The sequence below is a fragment of the Nocardioides panacihumi genome (genome assembly GCF_039530925.1).
Taxonomy (GTDB): domain Bacteria; phylum Actinomycetota; class Actinomycetes; order Propionibacteriales; family Nocardioidaceae; genus Nocardioides; species Nocardioides panacihumi.
The window spans coordinates 1,849,130-1,864,123 of record NZ_BAAAPB010000001.1; the positions used below are offsets into that span (position 1 = coordinate 1,849,130).

At 70.7% G+C, this 14,994-nt stretch carries 13 protein-coding genes; 3 read left to right on the forward strand and 10 right to left on the reverse strand.

Going from position 1 to position 14,994, the window contains the following annotated elements; translation table 11 throughout:
• The first annotated feature begins 99 nt into the window (after positions 1-99).
• The gene (locus ABD205_RS08735) at positions 100-780 is read left to right on the forward strand and encodes an SGNH/GDSL hydrolase family protein (RefSeq protein ID WP_344044360.1); all 681 of its coding nucleotides are present in this window, start codon (positions 100-102) and stop codon (positions 778-780) included.
• Positions 781-1,009: 229 nt separating this feature from the next.
• Here ABD205_RS08735 and ABD205_RS08740 read toward each other — a convergent pair whose 3' ends face one another.
• A complete protein-coding gene (locus tag ABD205_RS08740; RefSeq protein ID WP_344044362.1) occupies positions 1,010-2,758 on the reverse strand; it encodes a BCCT family transporter in 1,749 nt (582 codons plus the stop codon).
• A gap of 221 nt (positions 2,759-2,979) precedes the next feature.
• Between ABD205_RS08740 and ABD205_RS08745 the strand changes: the two genes are divergently transcribed.
• Positions 2,980-4,980 carry an ATP-dependent DNA helicase gene (locus tag ABD205_RS08745; protein ID WP_344044363.1) on the forward strand — a complete coding sequence of 667 codons (2,001 nt, stop codon included), beginning with the start codon at positions 2,980-2,982 and terminating at the stop codon, positions 4,978-4,980.
• Between the two features lie 29 nt (positions 4,981-5,009).
• Here ABD205_RS08745 and ABD205_RS08750 read toward each other — a convergent pair whose 3' ends face one another.
• From ABD205_RS08750 to lexA, 3 genes are all read right to left on the reverse strand, one after another.
• Positions 5,010-6,665 (reverse strand): MXAN_6640 family putative metalloprotease, encoded by a 1,656-nt coding sequence (locus ABD205_RS08750; protein ID WP_344044364.1) that lies wholly within the window; start codon positions 6,663-6,665, stop codon positions 5,010-5,012.
• Complete coding sequence (locus ABD205_RS08755) at positions 6,583-7,440, reverse strand: phosphatase PAP2 family protein (RefSeq protein ID WP_344044365.1); 858 nt, start codon at positions 7,438-7,440, stop codon at positions 6,583-6,585. Before ABD205_RS08755 ends, ABD205_RS08750 begins: the two co-directional genes overlap by 83 nt.
• A gap of 204 nt (positions 7,441-7,644) precedes the next feature.
• Positions 7,645-8,400 (reverse strand): transcriptional repressor LexA, encoded by a 756-nt coding sequence (gene lexA, locus ABD205_RS08760; protein ID WP_344044366.1) that lies wholly within the window; start codon positions 8,398-8,400, stop codon positions 7,645-7,647.
• A 229-nt stretch (positions 8,401-8,629) separates the two neighbouring features.
• Between lexA and ABD205_RS08765 the strand changes: the two genes are divergently transcribed.
• Positions 8,630-8,995 (forward strand): LysM peptidoglycan-binding domain-containing protein, encoded by a 366-nt coding sequence (locus ABD205_RS08765; protein ID WP_344044367.1) that lies wholly within the window; start codon positions 8,630-8,632, stop codon positions 8,993-8,995.
• A 262-nt stretch (positions 8,996-9,257) separates the two neighbouring features.
• Here ABD205_RS08765 and ABD205_RS08770 read toward each other — a convergent pair whose 3' ends face one another.
• The 6 genes from ABD205_RS08770 to ABD205_RS08795 are packed head-to-tail and all read right to left on the reverse strand — an operon-like array spanning position 9,258 to position 14,795.
• Complete coding sequence (locus ABD205_RS08770) at positions 9,258-10,802, reverse strand: SpoIIE family protein phosphatase (protein ID WP_344044368.1); 1,545 nt, start codon at positions 10,800-10,802, stop codon at positions 9,258-9,260.
• Positions 10,799-12,106, reverse strand: a complete 1,308-nt coding sequence (locus ABD205_RS08775; RefSeq protein ID WP_344044369.1) for an ATP-binding protein — start codon at positions 12,104-12,106, stop codon at positions 10,799-10,801. Before ABD205_RS08775 ends, ABD205_RS08770 begins: the two co-directional genes overlap by 4 nt.
• Positions 12,103-13,140: an ATP-binding protein gene (locus tag ABD205_RS08780; RefSeq protein ID WP_344044370.1), complete on the reverse strand. Its 1,038-nt coding sequence runs from the start codon at positions 13,138-13,140 to the stop codon at positions 12,103-12,105. The genes ABD205_RS08775 and ABD205_RS08780 overlap by 4 nt, the downstream gene beginning before the upstream one ends.
• Positions 13,128-13,550 carry an anti-sigma regulatory factor gene (locus ABD205_RS08785; protein ID WP_344044371.1) on the reverse strand — a complete coding sequence of 141 codons (423 nt, stop codon included), beginning with the start codon at positions 13,548-13,550 and terminating at the stop codon, positions 13,128-13,130. Before ABD205_RS08785 ends, ABD205_RS08780 begins: the two co-directional genes overlap by 13 nt.
• Positions 13,531-13,929 carry an STAS domain-containing protein gene (locus ABD205_RS08790; RefSeq protein ID WP_344044372.1) on the reverse strand — a complete coding sequence of 133 codons (399 nt, stop codon included), beginning with the start codon at positions 13,927-13,929 and terminating at the stop codon, positions 13,531-13,533. The genes ABD205_RS08785 and ABD205_RS08790 overlap by 20 nt, the downstream gene beginning before the upstream one ends.
• Positions 13,929-14,795 (reverse strand): STAS domain-containing protein, encoded by an 867-nt coding sequence (locus tag ABD205_RS08795; protein WP_344044373.1) that lies wholly within the window; start codon positions 14,793-14,795, stop codon positions 13,929-13,931. The genes ABD205_RS08790 and ABD205_RS08795 overlap by 1 nt, the downstream gene beginning before the upstream one ends.
• Positions 14,796-14,994 lie beyond the last annotated feature (199 nt).

Sequence of the window (14,994 nt, forward strand, 5' to 3'; positions counted from 1 at the left end):
CGACCACCTCGTACGACGTCCGGCGCGACCGACCTGAAAATTCGGGATGATCTCGTCCAACTTCATGCGCAAATCATGATCCGCGCGGATCATTTGCGTGTGCCTCGTGCTCACAGCCGGGCCGCTGTCTCGGTCACGCTCGCTCTCACCCTCGCCGTCGGGCTCGTCCTCGCCGGCGTCGTCGTGCTGCGCGACCGCGCGTCGGCCTCGCACGCCGGGGGCTGCCACCGGTTCGCCGCGGACCACGCCGCGCGGCTGAGGGACGTCACCGGTTCCGGGCGCAGCGTCGTCGTCATCGGCGACTCGTGGTCGGTGGGCTACAAGCTGACCGATCCCGCCCGCGCGTGGCCCTCGCGGCTGCCCGGCCGGGTGCGGGTCGACGGGTTCTCCGGCTCAGGCTTCAGCGCGCACGCCTCGTCGTGCGGGGCCGTGTCCTACGCGACGCGCACACGGACGGCCCGCAACGCCGACCTCGTCGTCGTGGAGGGCGGCTTGAACGACTTCGACCAGCCGTACGCCGCGGTGCGGAGCGGCTTCGACCGGCTGGTCTCACGCCTGGCCGGGCACGACGTGGTCGTCGTCGGCCCCGCTCCCGCGCCGCGCCGGCTGGCGGGTGCACGGCGCGTCGACCGGTGGCTGGCGGCGCTCAGCCGGGCCGCCGGGATCGACTACGTCTCGTCGATCCGCCTGAGGCTGCCGTACCTCCCCGACCGGCTCCACCTGACCCTGGCCGGTCATCGCGAGTTCGGCGACTTCGTCGCGCGCCACCTGCCGGCCTGAGCTCGACTCGGCCGCGCCGCCGAAGGGTCACTCGCAAAGTGTCACCGTGACAGTTCGCGCGACCGGTGACACCTGCGAAGTGTCACCTGATGCGCAAACTGTCACCGTGATACGTGGCGCGGGGGCGGGGCGGGGCGGGCCGCCAGGTGCCACGCGGTCGGCAGAACTATCACGGTGACACTTCGCGCGACCGGTGACACCTGCGAAGTGTCACCCGTGCCTCAAACCGTCACGGTGACACTTGGGGAGCGGCGGCGGGCGACGGGTCGGTCGCGTCGGTCGGCTCGACCGAGAGCACGAAGTCGTCACCGTGCTCGGTCACACCGGCGATCACGGCGGCCTCGATGACCTCCTCGCCGTACTTCCGGCGCACCATCAACGGGTCCGAGCGCAGGTCCTTGACCAGGGCGACGGCGAGGCCGACCATCACGACGACGAACGGCAGGGCGGCGACGATCGTGATCGACTGCAGACCGTTGAGCGCGTCCTCACCGCCGACGAGCAGCATCACCGCGGCGACCGCGCCGGTGGCGACGCCCCAGAAGATGACCGTGCCGCGAGACGGCTCCTGGGTGCCGTGCTCGGACAGCGTCCCCATCACGATCGAGGCCGCGTCGGCGCCGGACACGAAGAAGATCGCCACCAGCACCATGACGAGCACGCTGGCGACCTTCGCCATCGGGAAGGCGTCCAGCGTGGTGAACAGCTGGGACTCGAGCGCGCCGGCGCCGGCGATGTCGGTGCCGGTCTTCTGCAGGTTCATGGCGGCGCCGCCGAGGATGCAGAACCAGATGACGCTGACCAGGCTCGGCACGAGGAGCACGCCGGTCACGAACTGGCGGATGGTGCGGCCGCGCGAGATGCGCGCGATGAACATGCCGACGAACGGCGTCCACGACAGCCACCACGCCCAGTAGAAGACCGTCCAGCTGCCCAGCCAGTCCTTGGTCTTGGTGCCCTCGGCGCCCGTGCGCGCGGCCATCATCGGCAGGTCCTGGACGTAGCTGCCGAGCGAGGTCGGCACGAGGTTGAGCATGAACACGGTCGGGCCGACCACGAACAGGAAGACCGCGAGGACGACGGCGAGCACCATGTTGATGTTCGAGAGCCACTGGATGCCCTTGGCGACCCCGGACACGGCGGAGAGCACGAACGCCACGGTCAGCACGCCGATGATGACGACGATCACGGCGTTGCCGGTCGCACCGATGCCGGACACGATCCGTAGGCCGCTGCGGATCTGCAGTGCGCCGAGGCCGAGCGATGCGGCCGATCCGAAGAGGGTCGCGAAGATCGCGAGGATGTCGATCAGCTTGCCCCAACCGCCGTTCGCGTGGCGGCCGAGCAGCGGCTCGAAGGCCGCCGAGATCAGCTGCAGGCGACCCTTGCGGTAGACGCCGTACGCGATGGCGAGACCGACCACGGCATAGATCGCCCACGGGTGCAGCGTCCAGTGGAACAGCGTGGTCGCCATCGCGTGCTGGACCGCCTGGGCCCCGTCCGCCCCTCCGGTGCCCGGGGGCGGCGTGACGAGGTGGCTGACGGGCTCGCTGACGCCGTAGAACATGAGTCCGATGCCCATGCCAGCGCTGAACATCATCGCGACCCAGGACGACGTACGGAACTCAGGCTCCTCGTCGTCGCGGCCGAGCTTGATCTCGCCGAAGCGACTGGCGGCCAGCCAGATGACGAACACGACGAAGCCGCTGGCGGTGAGCACGAAGAGCCAGCCGGCGTCGTCCATCACCAGCGACAGCGCCCTTCCGGAGGCGTCGGCGAGCGAGCCGGTGCTGACGAATCCCCACACGAGGAACGCGACGGCGAGCAGCGCGGTCACGCCGAAGACGATCTTGTCGAGGCCCTGTCGCCGCGCTCGCGGTGGTGCGGCGACGTCGAGGGCCGGGTGGGGTACGACGTCCGAGGCCGGCGTGGCCAGGGCGTCGACGAGATGGTGTGAGCGGTCCTGCTGGGTGGTCATGCACATCCGTTTCAGTCGTCCGAGTCCTGAATGGGTCGTTCACCGTTTCGAACTGACGGGTAATGACGCAAACCCGGACGTGCCCCGAACGACCACGATCCACGCCCCAGACCTCGTCTGCGCAGGTCAGCGGGGCGGCTGTGACAGTGCCCACCCCGCCATCCCGGGGCGGGTGTGGAGGCGTGGCGGGCGGTGTCCCCGCCGCCGGTTAGGGTTCGGGAGTGCCAGAAGCCCAGCCCGACCCGTCCACCGTCCGCGAGCTTCTCGCCGCCGCGGTCGAGACCTTGGGTGGGTCCGAGCGGGCAGGGCAGATCCAGATGGCCGAGGCGGTCGGACGGGCGTTCTCCGAGGAGGAGCACCTGCTGGTCCAGGCCGGCACCGGCACCGGCAAGTCGCTGGCCTACCTGGTGCCGAGCCTGCTCCACGACCAGCGGGTCGTGGTGGCGACGGCGACGCTCGCGCTGCAGCACCAGCTCGTGGAGCGCGACATCCCACGACTGGTCGACGCGGTCAAGGGCCGCGGCCTCGACACCAGCTTCGCGGTCCTCAAGGGCCGGTCCAACTACGCGTGCCTGCACCGGATCCGCGAGGGCGTCCCCGACGACCAGGGCACCCTGCAGATGGACGTGTCGATCGGCGACATGGCCACCAAGGTGCTGGAGCTGCGCGCCTGGGCCGAGAAGCAGGCCGAGGACGACGGCACCGGCGAGCGCGACTTCGCGCCGCGTCACAACGACCGCGAGTGGCGTCAGGTCAGCGTCACCCACCGCGACTGCCTGGGCGCCGCGAAGTGCCCGTTCGGGCAGGAGTGCTTCGCCGAGCGCGCCCGCGAGAAGGCGCAGCGCAGCCACGTCATCGTCACCAACCACTCGCTGCTCGCCATCGACGCGATCGAGGGCATCCCGATGATCCCCGAGTACGACGCGGTCGTGATCGACGAGGCGCACGAGCTCGTCGCCCGGGTGACCCAGGCGGCGACCGACGAGCTGGCGTCCTCCGACGTCGAGCGGGCCGCCCGCCGCAGCCGGCGCTACGTGGAGGGCGACGAGGCGGAGGAGCTGGCCGACGCCGCGGACACGCTCCGGGTCGCGATGATCGAGGCCAGCCCCGGACGGTTCGAGACGCTGCCCGCCGACCTCCACGACGCGCTGGTCCTCGTGCGTGACGCCGCCAGGTCGACCCTGTCGGCGTACCCGAAGAAGCAGGGCGGCGGCAAGGACGAGACCAGTGCCGACGCGGGGTTGCAGCAGGCTCGGGGCAGCGTCCAGGAGATCTTCCAGATCGCCGAGCGGATGGCCGCCAACACCGAGCACGACGTGCTCTGGCTGAGCGAGGCGGCCACCTTCAACGAGCAGAGCCGCGTGCCGAGCCGGCTGCACGTCGCGCCGCTTCAGGTCTGGGGCCCGATGCGCGACAAGCTGCTGACGGAGAAGACGGTCGTCTTCACCAGCGCCACGCTCAAGCTCGGCGGCGACTTCGACAGCGTCGCGGGCAGCCTCGGGCTCAAGCCGGCGGAGCGTGGCGAGGCGGAGCGCACCGAGGACGTGCTGCCCTGGCAGGGCGTCGACGTGGGGAGCCCGTTCGACTACGGCAAGCAGGGGATCCTGTACGTCGCTCGCCACCTGCCGCCCCCGGGCCGCGACGGGCTCGGCCAGGCGCAGCTCGACGAGATCGTCGAGCTCGTCGACGCGGCCGACGGCCGCGCGCTCGGGCTGTTCAGCTCGCGGCGGGCCGCCGAGGCGGCGGCCGAGGTGGTCAGGGTGCGGCTGCCGCACCTGACGACGCTCGCGCAGGGCGACGCCCAGCTCCCGGAGCTCGCGGCGCAGTTCGTCAGCGACCCGCACACGGTGCTCTTCGGCACGCTCAGCCTGTGGCAGGGGCTCGACGTGCCCGGCGACACGTGCCAGCTGGTGCTCATCGACAGGATCCCGTTCCCGAGGCCCGACGACCCGTTGATGAGCGCGCGCCAGCGTGCCGCCGACAAGGCCGGTGGCAACGGCTTCATGCAGGTCGCCGCGACCCACGCCGCGCTGCTGCTGGCGCAGGGGGCCGGCCGCCTGATCCGTACGACGACGGATCGCGGCGTCGTCGCGGTCCTCGATCCACGGTTGGCCACCGCGCGCTACGGACGGTTCCTCCAGGCGAGCCTGCCGCCGATGTGGCCGACGAGCGACCCGGCCGTCGTACGGCAGGCGCTGAAGCGGCTGTCCGGCCTCGTCTGACGCCGACTCGGCGTCAGCAGACCCCGCGGTCAGCTGACCCGCGCGCTGACCTTCTCGTTGACCTTGTTGTGGGCCGGGACGCCGGAGCAGGAGTAGGGGGTGTCGCTCCAGCAGTTGCGGTACGAGTGGTTGGCGTTGACGAGCACCAGCTCGACGTGGCCGACGGTGCGCGAGCTGAACGGCACCCGCACCGCGCCGTTGCCGTTGCGGCCGAGCCTGACCAGCTTGGTCGTGATCCGGCCGTTCTTGAAGTAGACGATCGCGGCCGCGACCGAGCCGAGCTTCTTGTTCGCCATGTCGACCGACAAGGTGAGCTTGGTCCGCTTGGACTTCAGCCGCGTCGGCACGAAGCGGGTGGTCGCCGACGCCAGGTGGTCGACCTTGTACGCCGCGGAGGCGCTGCGATGGCTCGGCTTGAGGAAGACGGTCCGCTTGGGGCGCGTCGTCGGGTAGTGGTTGGCGCGACCCTCGGAGTAGGCGGTCGCCGGGTGGCGGTTGGCCGCGGCGTACTGCGCGAAGGTCTTGTTGAAGTCGAGGTGCCTCTCACGAAGCGCGTGCGCGACCGCCTGGATCGAGTAGTAGTCCGGACCGGAGACGCTGTCGGCGTACTGCCACATGCGCAGCATGAGGGCCGGCAGGGCTCCCTTGCGGGCCGGGGCCCGCTCCGTGAGGTACTCGAAGTAGAGCCAGTCGCCGTAGTGCAGGAACCCGCCCGCGCCGTTGAAGGTGTCGAGCGACAGCCCCGGGTAACGCAGCTGGCTGCGCTGGAGGTACTGCACGTTGTCGTTGATCGAGTCGTAGAGCTGGTCCTCCGCCCACGTCGCCGTCGCCTCCATGAACCAGCGGTCCTCGAGGTAGTCGTAGGCGAACTGGGTGGCATGGAAGTACTCGTGGGCCGCCGTGACCTCCAGATCCTCCTTCGCCGTGCGGTCGGTCGGGAACTGGGAGTGCTTGAAGTCGTTGTCGAGCACGCAGAACGCCGGCAGGTCCGAGGCGCGGGAGTTCGACGGGTGGAAGACGTAGTGGCCGGTGTCGTCGACGTCGACGGTGCAGTAGCCGTACTTGCCCTCGGAGCCCACGTCGTCGAGGTAGATGTCGGTCTGCGCGCTGCCGCCGATGGACCCGTCGCCGCGCGGCTTGCGGTAGCCGGCGGAGACGTAGGTCTGCGAGACGTGCATCAGCGTCGGGTAGACCGTGTTGATCGCCCAGAGGTCGTCGGTCCCGCGGCTCGCGCTCGCGGTCGTCTTGATCCAGTGCAGGCAGATGTTGCCGGTCGGCGGGCAGTACCGGTTCGACACCGTGGCGTCGTCGGCCCACGCCGGACGCTGGAACTCCGCGTACGCCGAGTTCCGCTGCGTCGACGAGAGCGAGCCCAGCCGCAGCGACAGGTCGCGCAGCGCCAGCGTCGCGTCCTTGCCCTCGCCGGACGTGATCATCGAGCGCGACTCGGACCGCGTCATCGGGCCGAACAGGTCCTTGACCTCGGCGAGCGACGCCTGCGCGTCCTCGGGGGTCGCGGGCACGGAGAGCTGGTCGGTCGCTGCGCTCGCGCCGTCCGCGGTCGGGTCCGCGACCGCGCTCGAGTCGGCCGGCGTCGGGTCCTCAGCTGCCAGTGCCGGGCTCAGCGCTCCGAGGGAGAGGCCTGTCAGCAGCAGGAAGGACAGGGCGGAGCGGCGCAGGCGCATGTGGTCTCCGAGACGCAGGGATGGACGGACGAGTCTCGATGATAGGCGTGAACGGCGCTACCGCCACACATCCCACGAGCACGACGAGCCAACCGACGATGACGTCGAGCGTCCAGTGGTTGCCGGTCCCCACGATGACGGTCGCCGTGATGAGCGCGTGCGACCAGCCGAGCGTGCGCAGCACCCGGTTTCGGCTGACCTCGTGGATGGCGATCGCCACCCACAGCGCCCAGCCGGCGTGCAGCGACGGGAAGGCGGCGAGCTCGTTCGTGAGGTGGCCGAGGCCGCGCGGCGCCGAGGCGTCCGCACCCCACCAGCCCTGCGCCGAGTGCAGGTCGAGCACGTCGACGAAGCCGCCGAGGAACCGCGGCGGCGCGGTCGGCAGCAGGAGGTAGAGGCCGAGTGCCAGGACGGTGGCGACGACGAGCGCGCGTCGCATCGTGACGTAGTCCGAGCGGTGCCGCAGGTAGAGCCACACCAGGACGGTCAGCGTCACGATGTAGTGGGCGGTGGAGTACCAGTACGACCCGAGGAGCCCGACCACGCCGTGGTCGGCGAAGAAGTCGTTGATCGGGTGCTCCCAGTTGAGGCCGACGTACCGCTCGAAGCGGACGAGCTCCCTGGCCCGGTGCAGGGCGGGGGCGAGATCGCCGGACGCCAGCATCCGGGACGACGTGTAGAAGACGTAGAGGACCCCGATCAGCGAGATCTCCAGGAACCCGGCGTAAACGCCTGAGCGCCGCGCGTGCAGCGTCCGCAGGCGTCGCCAGTCCATCCGATCCCCCCTCGGGGCGAAGTAAGGAATCCGAGATTTTCGTCTGTCAGCGTAACCCGAGTCGTCCGTCGGTTTCTTCCCGGTTTATCGCAACCCAGGGACATTTCGGGGTGATCCCTGTGCCCGTCCTCGACCTCGTAGGGGCGGCTGACGACGATCGGCCCCGCCGGGAGGTGGCGGGGCCGATCGTCGTCAGGTGGGTCGTCAGAGGCTGCGGAGCACCGCGGTGACCTTGCCGAGGATGGTGGCGTGGGTGCCGTCGATGGGCTCGTACGCCGGGTTGTGCGGCAAGAGCCAGACCTTCCCGTCCTTCTTCTTGTAGGTCTTGACCGTCGCCTCGCCGTCGATCATCGCGGCCACGATCTCGCCGTTCTCGGCGTTGGGCTGCTGCCGGATGACGACGTAGTCGCCGCTGCAGATGGCCGCATCGATCATCGAGTCGCCGGAGACCTCGAGCAGGTAGAGCGTGCCGTCGCCGACGAGCTCCTTCGGAAGCGGGAAGACCGCCTCGGTGTGCTGCTCCGCGAGGATCGGGCCGCCCGCGGCGATCCGGCCGATGAGAGGCACGTACTGAGCCGGGGGAGCGGCGTCGCCGATGCCGGTCTCGTCGAACGATGTCTCCTCCGCGGCGCTGATCGACTTGCGCGCGGCCAGCACCTCCGGGAGGAAGACCTCGAGGGCGCGCGGCCGGTGCGGGTCGCGCTTGAGGAAGCCCTTCTCCTCGAGCACCTTCAGCTGGTGGGCGACGCTGCTCGTGCTCGTGAGACCGACGGCTGCGCCGATCTCCCGCATGCTCGGCGGATAGCCGCGCTGCTCGATGCAGTCCTTCAGGTGGGCGAGGATCCGCTGTTGGCGCGGGGTGAGTCCGGTCGCGTCGGGCGGGCCGTCCGGCAACTCGCTCACCGGGCGCCCCGACGCGCCGGCCTGCCTGCTGCCCCGGCCGGGGGTCTGGGTGCTCATGGGCCCACGGTAGACCCTGCGCGGGCCCGACTTCAAACATCTGTTCGAACCCGCGTGTCTCGAAGAAATGTTCGACGCAGCCCTTGAAATCGTTCGAACACCTGATCTAGTCTCGCTCATGTGTTCGATCGAACAGGTGATCGATCAGCGGGGCCGACGAGGACTGTCGGTGGTCGCCGATAGACATCTTCCGACGGACGAAGAAGCCCTACTTCCCCAGGAGCTGACGATGAGCACGATGATTCTGACCCCGACCCGCGTGATCCCGACCCGCGTCGCTACGCCGGCTCGTCCGGCCGCCCGACGGTCGGCCGTGCGGCTGACGCGTCGCGGACGCGCCGTGGTCTTCCTCATCGGCTTGGCGGTCGCCCTGGTCGCGGGTTTCGTGCTGGCCGCAGGCTCGACCGCGACCGAGCGTCCCGAGTCGACGACCACGATCCAGGTCGGTCCGGGGGAGACGCTGTGGGACATCGCGCAGAGCGTGGCCGTCCGCGGGCACACCGCCGACATGGTGGAGCACATCAAGGACCTCAACGGACTCTCCGGCGGCGCGCTTCAGGCCGGGCAGCAGCTCCGCGTCCCGCTCGCTCGATGAGCGCCAGCGGATCACGACCACCCGCGAGCCACGCGGGGACAACTGAATAGGTGCGACTTCTGCCGGCTGACTCGACCCCAGCCGGTGGGATCAACGGGGAGCCCTGTCATGCAGGGCCGAGGGGCGGAGCCGCTGGGAAGACGGCTCCGCCCCTCAGACCATTTCGGCGTTCGGCACTTCGGCGTTCGGCACGTCGGTGTTCGCATCGGCGATGCGACACGCGCGCGCCGCAGAGCGCGGACGGACCTCGGGCCGACCCGGGTCAGACGGTGACGTCGACGACGAGGATGGCGACGTCGTCGTCGCTGGCGCCGCCGAGCATGGCGAGCTCCTGCGCAAGGCCCTCGGTGGTGAGGTCGACGCCAGCGCGGACCGCGTCGGCCAGGCGTTCGAGCCCCTTCTCGATCAGCTCGCCGCGACGCTCCACGAGTCCGTCGGTGACCAGCACGAGACGGTCTCCGGGTCGCAGGCCGATGGTCTGTGGCTGGTGTGCGATGCCGACACCGAGCAGGGTGCCCGGCGTCTCGACGTACGACGTCTCGCCGTCGCGGCAGATCAGCAGCGGCAGGTGCCCTCCGCTGACGATCTCGAGGCTTCGGCGATCCGCGCTGACCCGGGCGATGCAGGCGGTGGCGATGAGCTCGGCGTCGTTGCGCTCGAGGAGGGTGTCCACCCGGTCGAGCACCTCGGCCGGTGTGTAGCCGTCGTATGCGTAGGCCCGCAGCGAGTAGCGCAGCTCGGCCATCACTACGGCGGCCTCGAGCGAGTGGCCCTGCACGTCGCCGATCACGAGGAGGCAGTCGTCGTGGATGTTGAAGGCGTCGAAGAAGTCGCCGCCGACCTCCGCGTGGCGCTGCGAGGCGCGGTAACGCGCCGCGATGCTGAGACCGCTCGGCTGCGGCAGCACCGCGGGCAGCAGGCTGCGCTGCAGCAGCATGGCGGTCTGGTGCTCGCGCTCGAGGGCCAGGAGGTTGTCCACCGCGACCGACGTGAGCTGGGCGAGGCGTTCCACCAGTCCTTCGACGGCCTCGGTCAGGTGCGTCCGCGGGACGGCGATGAAGCCGAGCTGCGCCCCGGCTCCGAAGACGGGCCACAGCGCCCACTCGTCGCCGGCCGCGACCGGGAGGACGTCTGACCACGGGAGGACTGCGGACCGGACCGGCGGCCGCTGGGCGGCCGCCAGGAGTGCGTCCGCCCGGTCCTCGTCGAGGACGGTGCCCGAGGTCTCGCCCCCGGCGCCAGCGGCCGCCCACAGAGCCGTCTGCTCGTGGCGGATCAGGACGGCGGTGGCCGCGTCGGTGACCTCGGCCGCAGCCCACGCCGCGGCCTCGGCGAGCCGCGGCATGGTGGTCGCGAGGTGCAGTCGTACGGCGGCCCGGTTGAGCCGGCTGGTCCGGGTCGCCAGCTCCTCGGCGTTGCGGCGCGCGCCCGACGAGCGCAGCAGCGCCCGCACGGTCGAGAGCATCTCCTCGGGCTCGATCGGGTCGACGAGGTAGGCGTCGCCACCCTGGTCGAGGCCGAGCACCCGGTCGTGCGTCTCGATCGCGATCGCCGACACGTGGATGACCGGGGTCGAGGAGGTGAGGGGGTCGCCCTTGATGGAGCGGGTGATGTCGAGTCCGCTGCCGTCGGGCAGGTGGACGTCGAGGACGGCGAGGTCGAACTGCTCGCGGCTCAGGGCGTCCATCGCCTCGGCGACGGACACGGTCTCGATGACGGTGTAGCCGGCGCGACGCAGCCAGCTGGTGAGCACGTAGCGCTTGGCCGGTGTGTCGTCGCAGACGAGGATGCGCGGAAGTGTGCTCATCCAGCGCCCTCCTTCGAGGGCAGCAGCAACGTGAAGGTGCTTCCGACGCCCGGGGTGCTCTCGACCTCGATCCTGCCACCGAGCGCCCCCGCCACCCGCTGTGCGAACGGGAGGCCCAGCCCGGTGCCCTTGGCGCTCGTGTGGAGCGGGGTGCGCACCTGGTAGAACTCCTCGAAGATCCGGGGCAGGTCCTCGGACCCGATCCCGACGCCGGAGTCGCGCACGGACACCGCGACCAGGTCGCCGCGGAGGGCGGCGCCCACCTCGACGACGCCTTCGGCGGTGAACTTGGCGGCGTTGCTGACCAGGTTGCGCAGGACGTGCCGGAGCAGGTCGACGTCGGTGGTGACGATCGGGGCCGAGTCGTCGACGACGAGGCGTACACCGGGGCGCAGCAGCGACTCCGCGGGTCCGCGAAGCTCCTGGAGCAGCGCGCCGAGGTCGACCTCGGCGGGCTCGGGGCGCAGCGCACCGGCCTCGGCGCGGGAGAGGTCGAGCAGCTCGTTGACGAGGCGCAGCAGGTCGCGGGCACTGGCCCGGATGTAGTCGACCTGCTCGAGCTGCTCCTCGGTGAGCGGCGGCCCAGCCGGGTCGGTGAGCAGTCGGGTGAGCCCGAGCACCGAGTTGGCGGGGGTGCGCAGCTCGTGGCTGATGCTGCGCAGGAAGCGGCTCTTCGCCTCGCTCGCCTCACGGAGCTGCTCGTTCTTGTCCTCGATCTCGGCGTACAGCGCGACCACACCCTGGTTGGTGCGGTCGAGCTCCGCGGAGAGCTCGGTGTAGAGCGCCATCACCCCGCGGTTGGTCTCCTCGAGCTCCTTGTTGACGACCTCGAGCTCGGACTTCTGGCGGCGCACCTCCTCGAGGGCCGTGATGAGCTCGTCGTTCTGCTCGCGGAGCTCCTCGGTCGGCGTCGAGGGGGCATGGGCCCGGAGACGGTGCTTCAGCATGCGGAGACTCTCGGCACTGAGGGTCACGGCGTGCGGCAGTCGCTTGATCAGGGTGATCCGCCCTTCGTCGGTGACCAGCTCGTCGACGAGCCGGCCGACTGGACCGACGACGGCCGACCAGTTCTGGTCGGGCGCGACGGCGAGGTCGAGAAGCAGGTCGGCACGGCCGAGCCGCACCGTGAGTCGGGCGCCGCCACGCATCACGGCCTCGCGGCCGAGCTCGGAGACGGCGGTGGCGATCCGGATCGCGTCGAGCCGCTCGAGGCCGAGCTCCTCGGCGCAGACGCGGGCGAGCTGGCGGGCGGCGAAGACGTCGTCCTCACCCGCCAGCACGAGGCTGCTGAGGGCCTCGCTCATCGGGCGGTCCGCACGGCCAGGACGCTCGCGTCGTCGCGGTGCACGGCGGCGTCGCGCAGGAGTGCGGCCGCGAGCACGCCGGGGCCGTGGCCGAGCACGCCGGGCAGGCCGGCGAGCGTCCACTTGTCGGAGACACCGTCGCTGTGGAGCACCAGTGCCAGGGCGTCGTTGAGGGCCTCCGTCTGCTCGCGCAGCCGCGGCATCCTGTGGCCGACGATGCCCGGCTGGGCGGCGAGCGTGCGTGAGCGCCCGTGCCCGACGAGCCGGGCCGACACGTTGCCGACGGAGGCATGGACCACCCGGCCGGCATCCGCCTCGATGCGTACGACGGCCACCGCCGCTCCGCGGGTGGACCCGATCGCGCGGTGGATCTCGGCGAGCAGCGCCCCCGGACCGGTCGTCGCCGACGTCAGCAGCACCTCGACCGCCCGGCCCGACGCCGCCGCAGCGAGCGGACCGTGACCGAGACCGTCGGCGAGCATCACCAGGTGGCCCTCGGGAAGCTCGCGGTACGCGACGGCGTCACCGCACGGCCCGGTGCCACCCAGCGGGCGGGTCAGTGAGGCGACCGCCGGCGCCGGGGCGGATCCGGAGTCGTCGGCGAACTGCGCCTCGGCGATGGTCCCGACGGCCGGCACCGAGTAGAGGTCGAGGCTGGTGGCGAGCCGGCGCGCTGCGCCGAGGCCGATGCCCAGGGTGCCCGAGGTCGACACCCCGTCGGTGACCAGGGCCTCGATGTCGCGGCTGCCCGGACCGGAGTCGATCGCGACGACGCGCAGGAGCGATGTCTCGCCCCGGCGTACGACGCCGATCGCCAGGTCGCCGCCGCGAGCGTGCTTGACCACGTTGCTCGCGAGCTCGCTGACGACGATCTCGATCTCACCGGTCCGGGTCTCGCTGAAGCCCAGCCGATGGGCGAGCGCGGCCGTTTGGCGACGGGCGCGCGCGACCGCCGAGACGTCGTCCAGCGTGAGCCAGAGGTCGCCCTCGGTCCCGTTCGGGGCGATCTCGCCCAGCACGGTCAGCGCTTCCATTTGACGATGCGCACCCGCGTGCCGTGGCCGGCGGAGGAGTCGACCTCGAAGTCGTCGACGAGACGCTTGGCGCCCGAAAGGCCGAGCCCGAGACCCGAGCCACTGGTCCAGCCGTCGGTCAGCGCGAGGTCCATGTCGGGGATGCCGGGGCCGTCGTCGATGAACTCGACCTCGATGCCCACGCGTCCGCTCTCGTGCCGGGTCGAGGCGCGCAGCTCGCCGCCGCCGCCGTACACGAGCGTGTTGCGGGCGAGCTCGCTGGTCGCGGTGACCAGCTTGGTCTGGTCGATCAGCGACAGCTTCGCCGCGACCGCGAGGTCGCGGACCGCTTGCCGACCGCGCACGACGTCGCCGTCGTTGACGATCGGCAGGGTGAGCGTGGCCGCTGACTCACTCGTGGGCGAGGACATCGGCTTCTGCTTCCGCGTGGCCGGAGCGGAGGGCGGTCGCCAGCAGGGCGAGGCCGCGATCCACGTCCAGCGCGGTGCGTACGCCGTCCAGGGTCAGGCCCAGCTCGACGAGCGTGATCGCCACGGCCGGCTGCATGCCGACGACGACCGTCTCGGCGTCGAGGACTCGCGAGACCGCGGCGGTGGTGGAGATCATCCGGCCGATGAAGCTGTCGACGATCTCGAGAGCGGAGATGTCGATGAGGACGCCCTTGGCGCCCGTCTCGACGATCTTGTTGCTGAGGTCGTCCTGCAGGGCCAGTGCGATCTGGTCCTGCAGGTCGATCTGGATCGAGACCAGGAGGACGTCCCCGATACGCAGGATCGGGATGCGGTCCATCAGCGTGCCTTGCCGGCTGTGGACACCACGTCCAGGCCGGAGCGCCGCATCGCGAGCAGGATCGCGTCGGCGAGGCTCGCCTTGGTGTGGATGTCACCGAACTCGATGCCCAGGGCGACGACGGTCTGGGCGATCTGCGGCCGGATGCCGGAGATGATGCACTCGGCACCCAGCAGGCGGGCGGCCTGGACGGTCTTCAGCAGGTGCTGGGCGACCTGGGTGTCGACGGCGGCGACGCCGGTGATGTCGATGATCGCGTGCTCGGAGCCCGTGTCGACGAGGGTCTGGAGCAGCGCCTCCATGACGACCTGTGTCCGCGCGGAGTCGAGCGTGCCGACGAGCGGGAGGGCGACGATGCCGTCCCACAGCTTCACCACGGGCGTCGAGAGCTCGAGGAGAGCCTCGGACTGCTCGGCGATGACCGCCTCGCGGGTGGTCGCGTAGGTCTCGAGCATGAACATGCCCAGGTCGTCGACCAGACGGGAGAGCTGCGCGAAGGCGCGGTAGCCCTTGACGTCCCCGTGCTCCTCGAGGATGTCGAGCACGGCGTCCTTGAGCGCGTAGACGCCGGTCGCGGTCTCCGTCGGGGTGAACCCCTGGCGCGCACGGGTGCGGCTGAGCTCGGTCAGCAGACTGCGCAGGTCGGCGAAGGAGCTGCTGCGGATGTCGGTCGCCTCGGCCGTGTCGGCGCGCAGGAGGCCGGTGTAGATCTCGTCGATGTCGCGTCGCAGCTCGGCGGTCGTCATCCGGCCGGCCAGGTTGGCCGCGGCCGTCGCCGTCCACTTCTCGAGCACCTCCTCCTGGTTGTCGCGCAGCAGGGAGGCCCAGCTCTGGTGGCCGGCGTCGGTCTGGTGGAGGTCGTCCATGTCGTGAAGCTTCCTGGTGGGGCCGAGCCCGGCTCGGGGTTTGGAGCCTGGCCACGCGAATCTTGACAGAGTGAAGGTGCGTCGAGCGTCTTACCCATCGAGACATGGCCACTATCCACCCTTAGGGGTGAGGCCGTGGCTGGAAACCGTCACCCGAGGGGGCCATTTCGGGTCTCGTGAGGATTCAGGGGGTTTTGCC

Excerpts from the sequence above, each read along its gene's own strand:
- ABD205_RS08750 (WP_344044364.1), bottom strand. The coding sequence starts at position 6,665 with ATGCGCCTGCGCCGCTCCGCCCTGTCCTTCCTGCTGCTGACAGGCCTC.
- ABD205_RS08780 (WP_344044370.1), bottom strand. The coding sequence starts at position 13,140 with ATGGAAGCGCTGACCGTGCTGGGCGAGATCGCCCCGAACGGGACCGAG.
- ABD205_RS08795 (WP_344044373.1), bottom strand. The coding sequence starts at position 14,795 with ATGGACGACCTCCACCAGACCGACGCCGGCCACCAGAGCTGGGCCTCC.
- ABD205_RS08785 (WP_344044371.1), bottom strand. The coding sequence starts at position 13,550 with ATGTCCTCGCCCACGAGTGAGTCAGCGGCCACGCTCACCCTGCCGATC.
- ABD205_RS08775 (WP_344044369.1), bottom strand. The coding sequence starts at position 12,106 with ATGAGCGAGGCCCTCAGCAGCCTCGTGCTGGCGGGTGAGGACGACGTC.
- lexA (WP_344044366.1), bottom strand. The coding sequence starts at position 8,400 with ATGAGCACCCAGACCCCCGGCCGGGGCAGCAGGCAGGCCGGCGCGTCG.
- ABD205_RS08740 (WP_344044362.1), bottom strand. The coding sequence starts at position 2,758 with ATGACCACCCAGCAGGACCGCTCACACCATCTCGTCGACGCCCTGGCC.
- ABD205_RS08765 (WP_344044367.1), top strand. The coding sequence starts at position 8,630 with ATGAGCACGATGATTCTGACCCCGACCCGCGTGATCCCGACCCGCGTC.
- ABD205_RS08755 (WP_344044365.1), bottom strand. The coding sequence starts at position 7,440 with ATGGACTGGCGACGCCTGCGGACGCTGCACGCGCGGCGCTCAGGCGTT.
- ABD205_RS08790 (WP_344044372.1), bottom strand. The coding sequence starts at position 13,929 with ATGGACCGCATCCCGATCCTGCGTATCGGGGACGTCCTCCTGGTCTCG.
- ABD205_RS08770 (WP_344044368.1), bottom strand. The coding sequence starts at position 10,802 with ATGAGCACACTTCCGCGCATCCTCGTCTGCGACGACACACCGGCCAAG.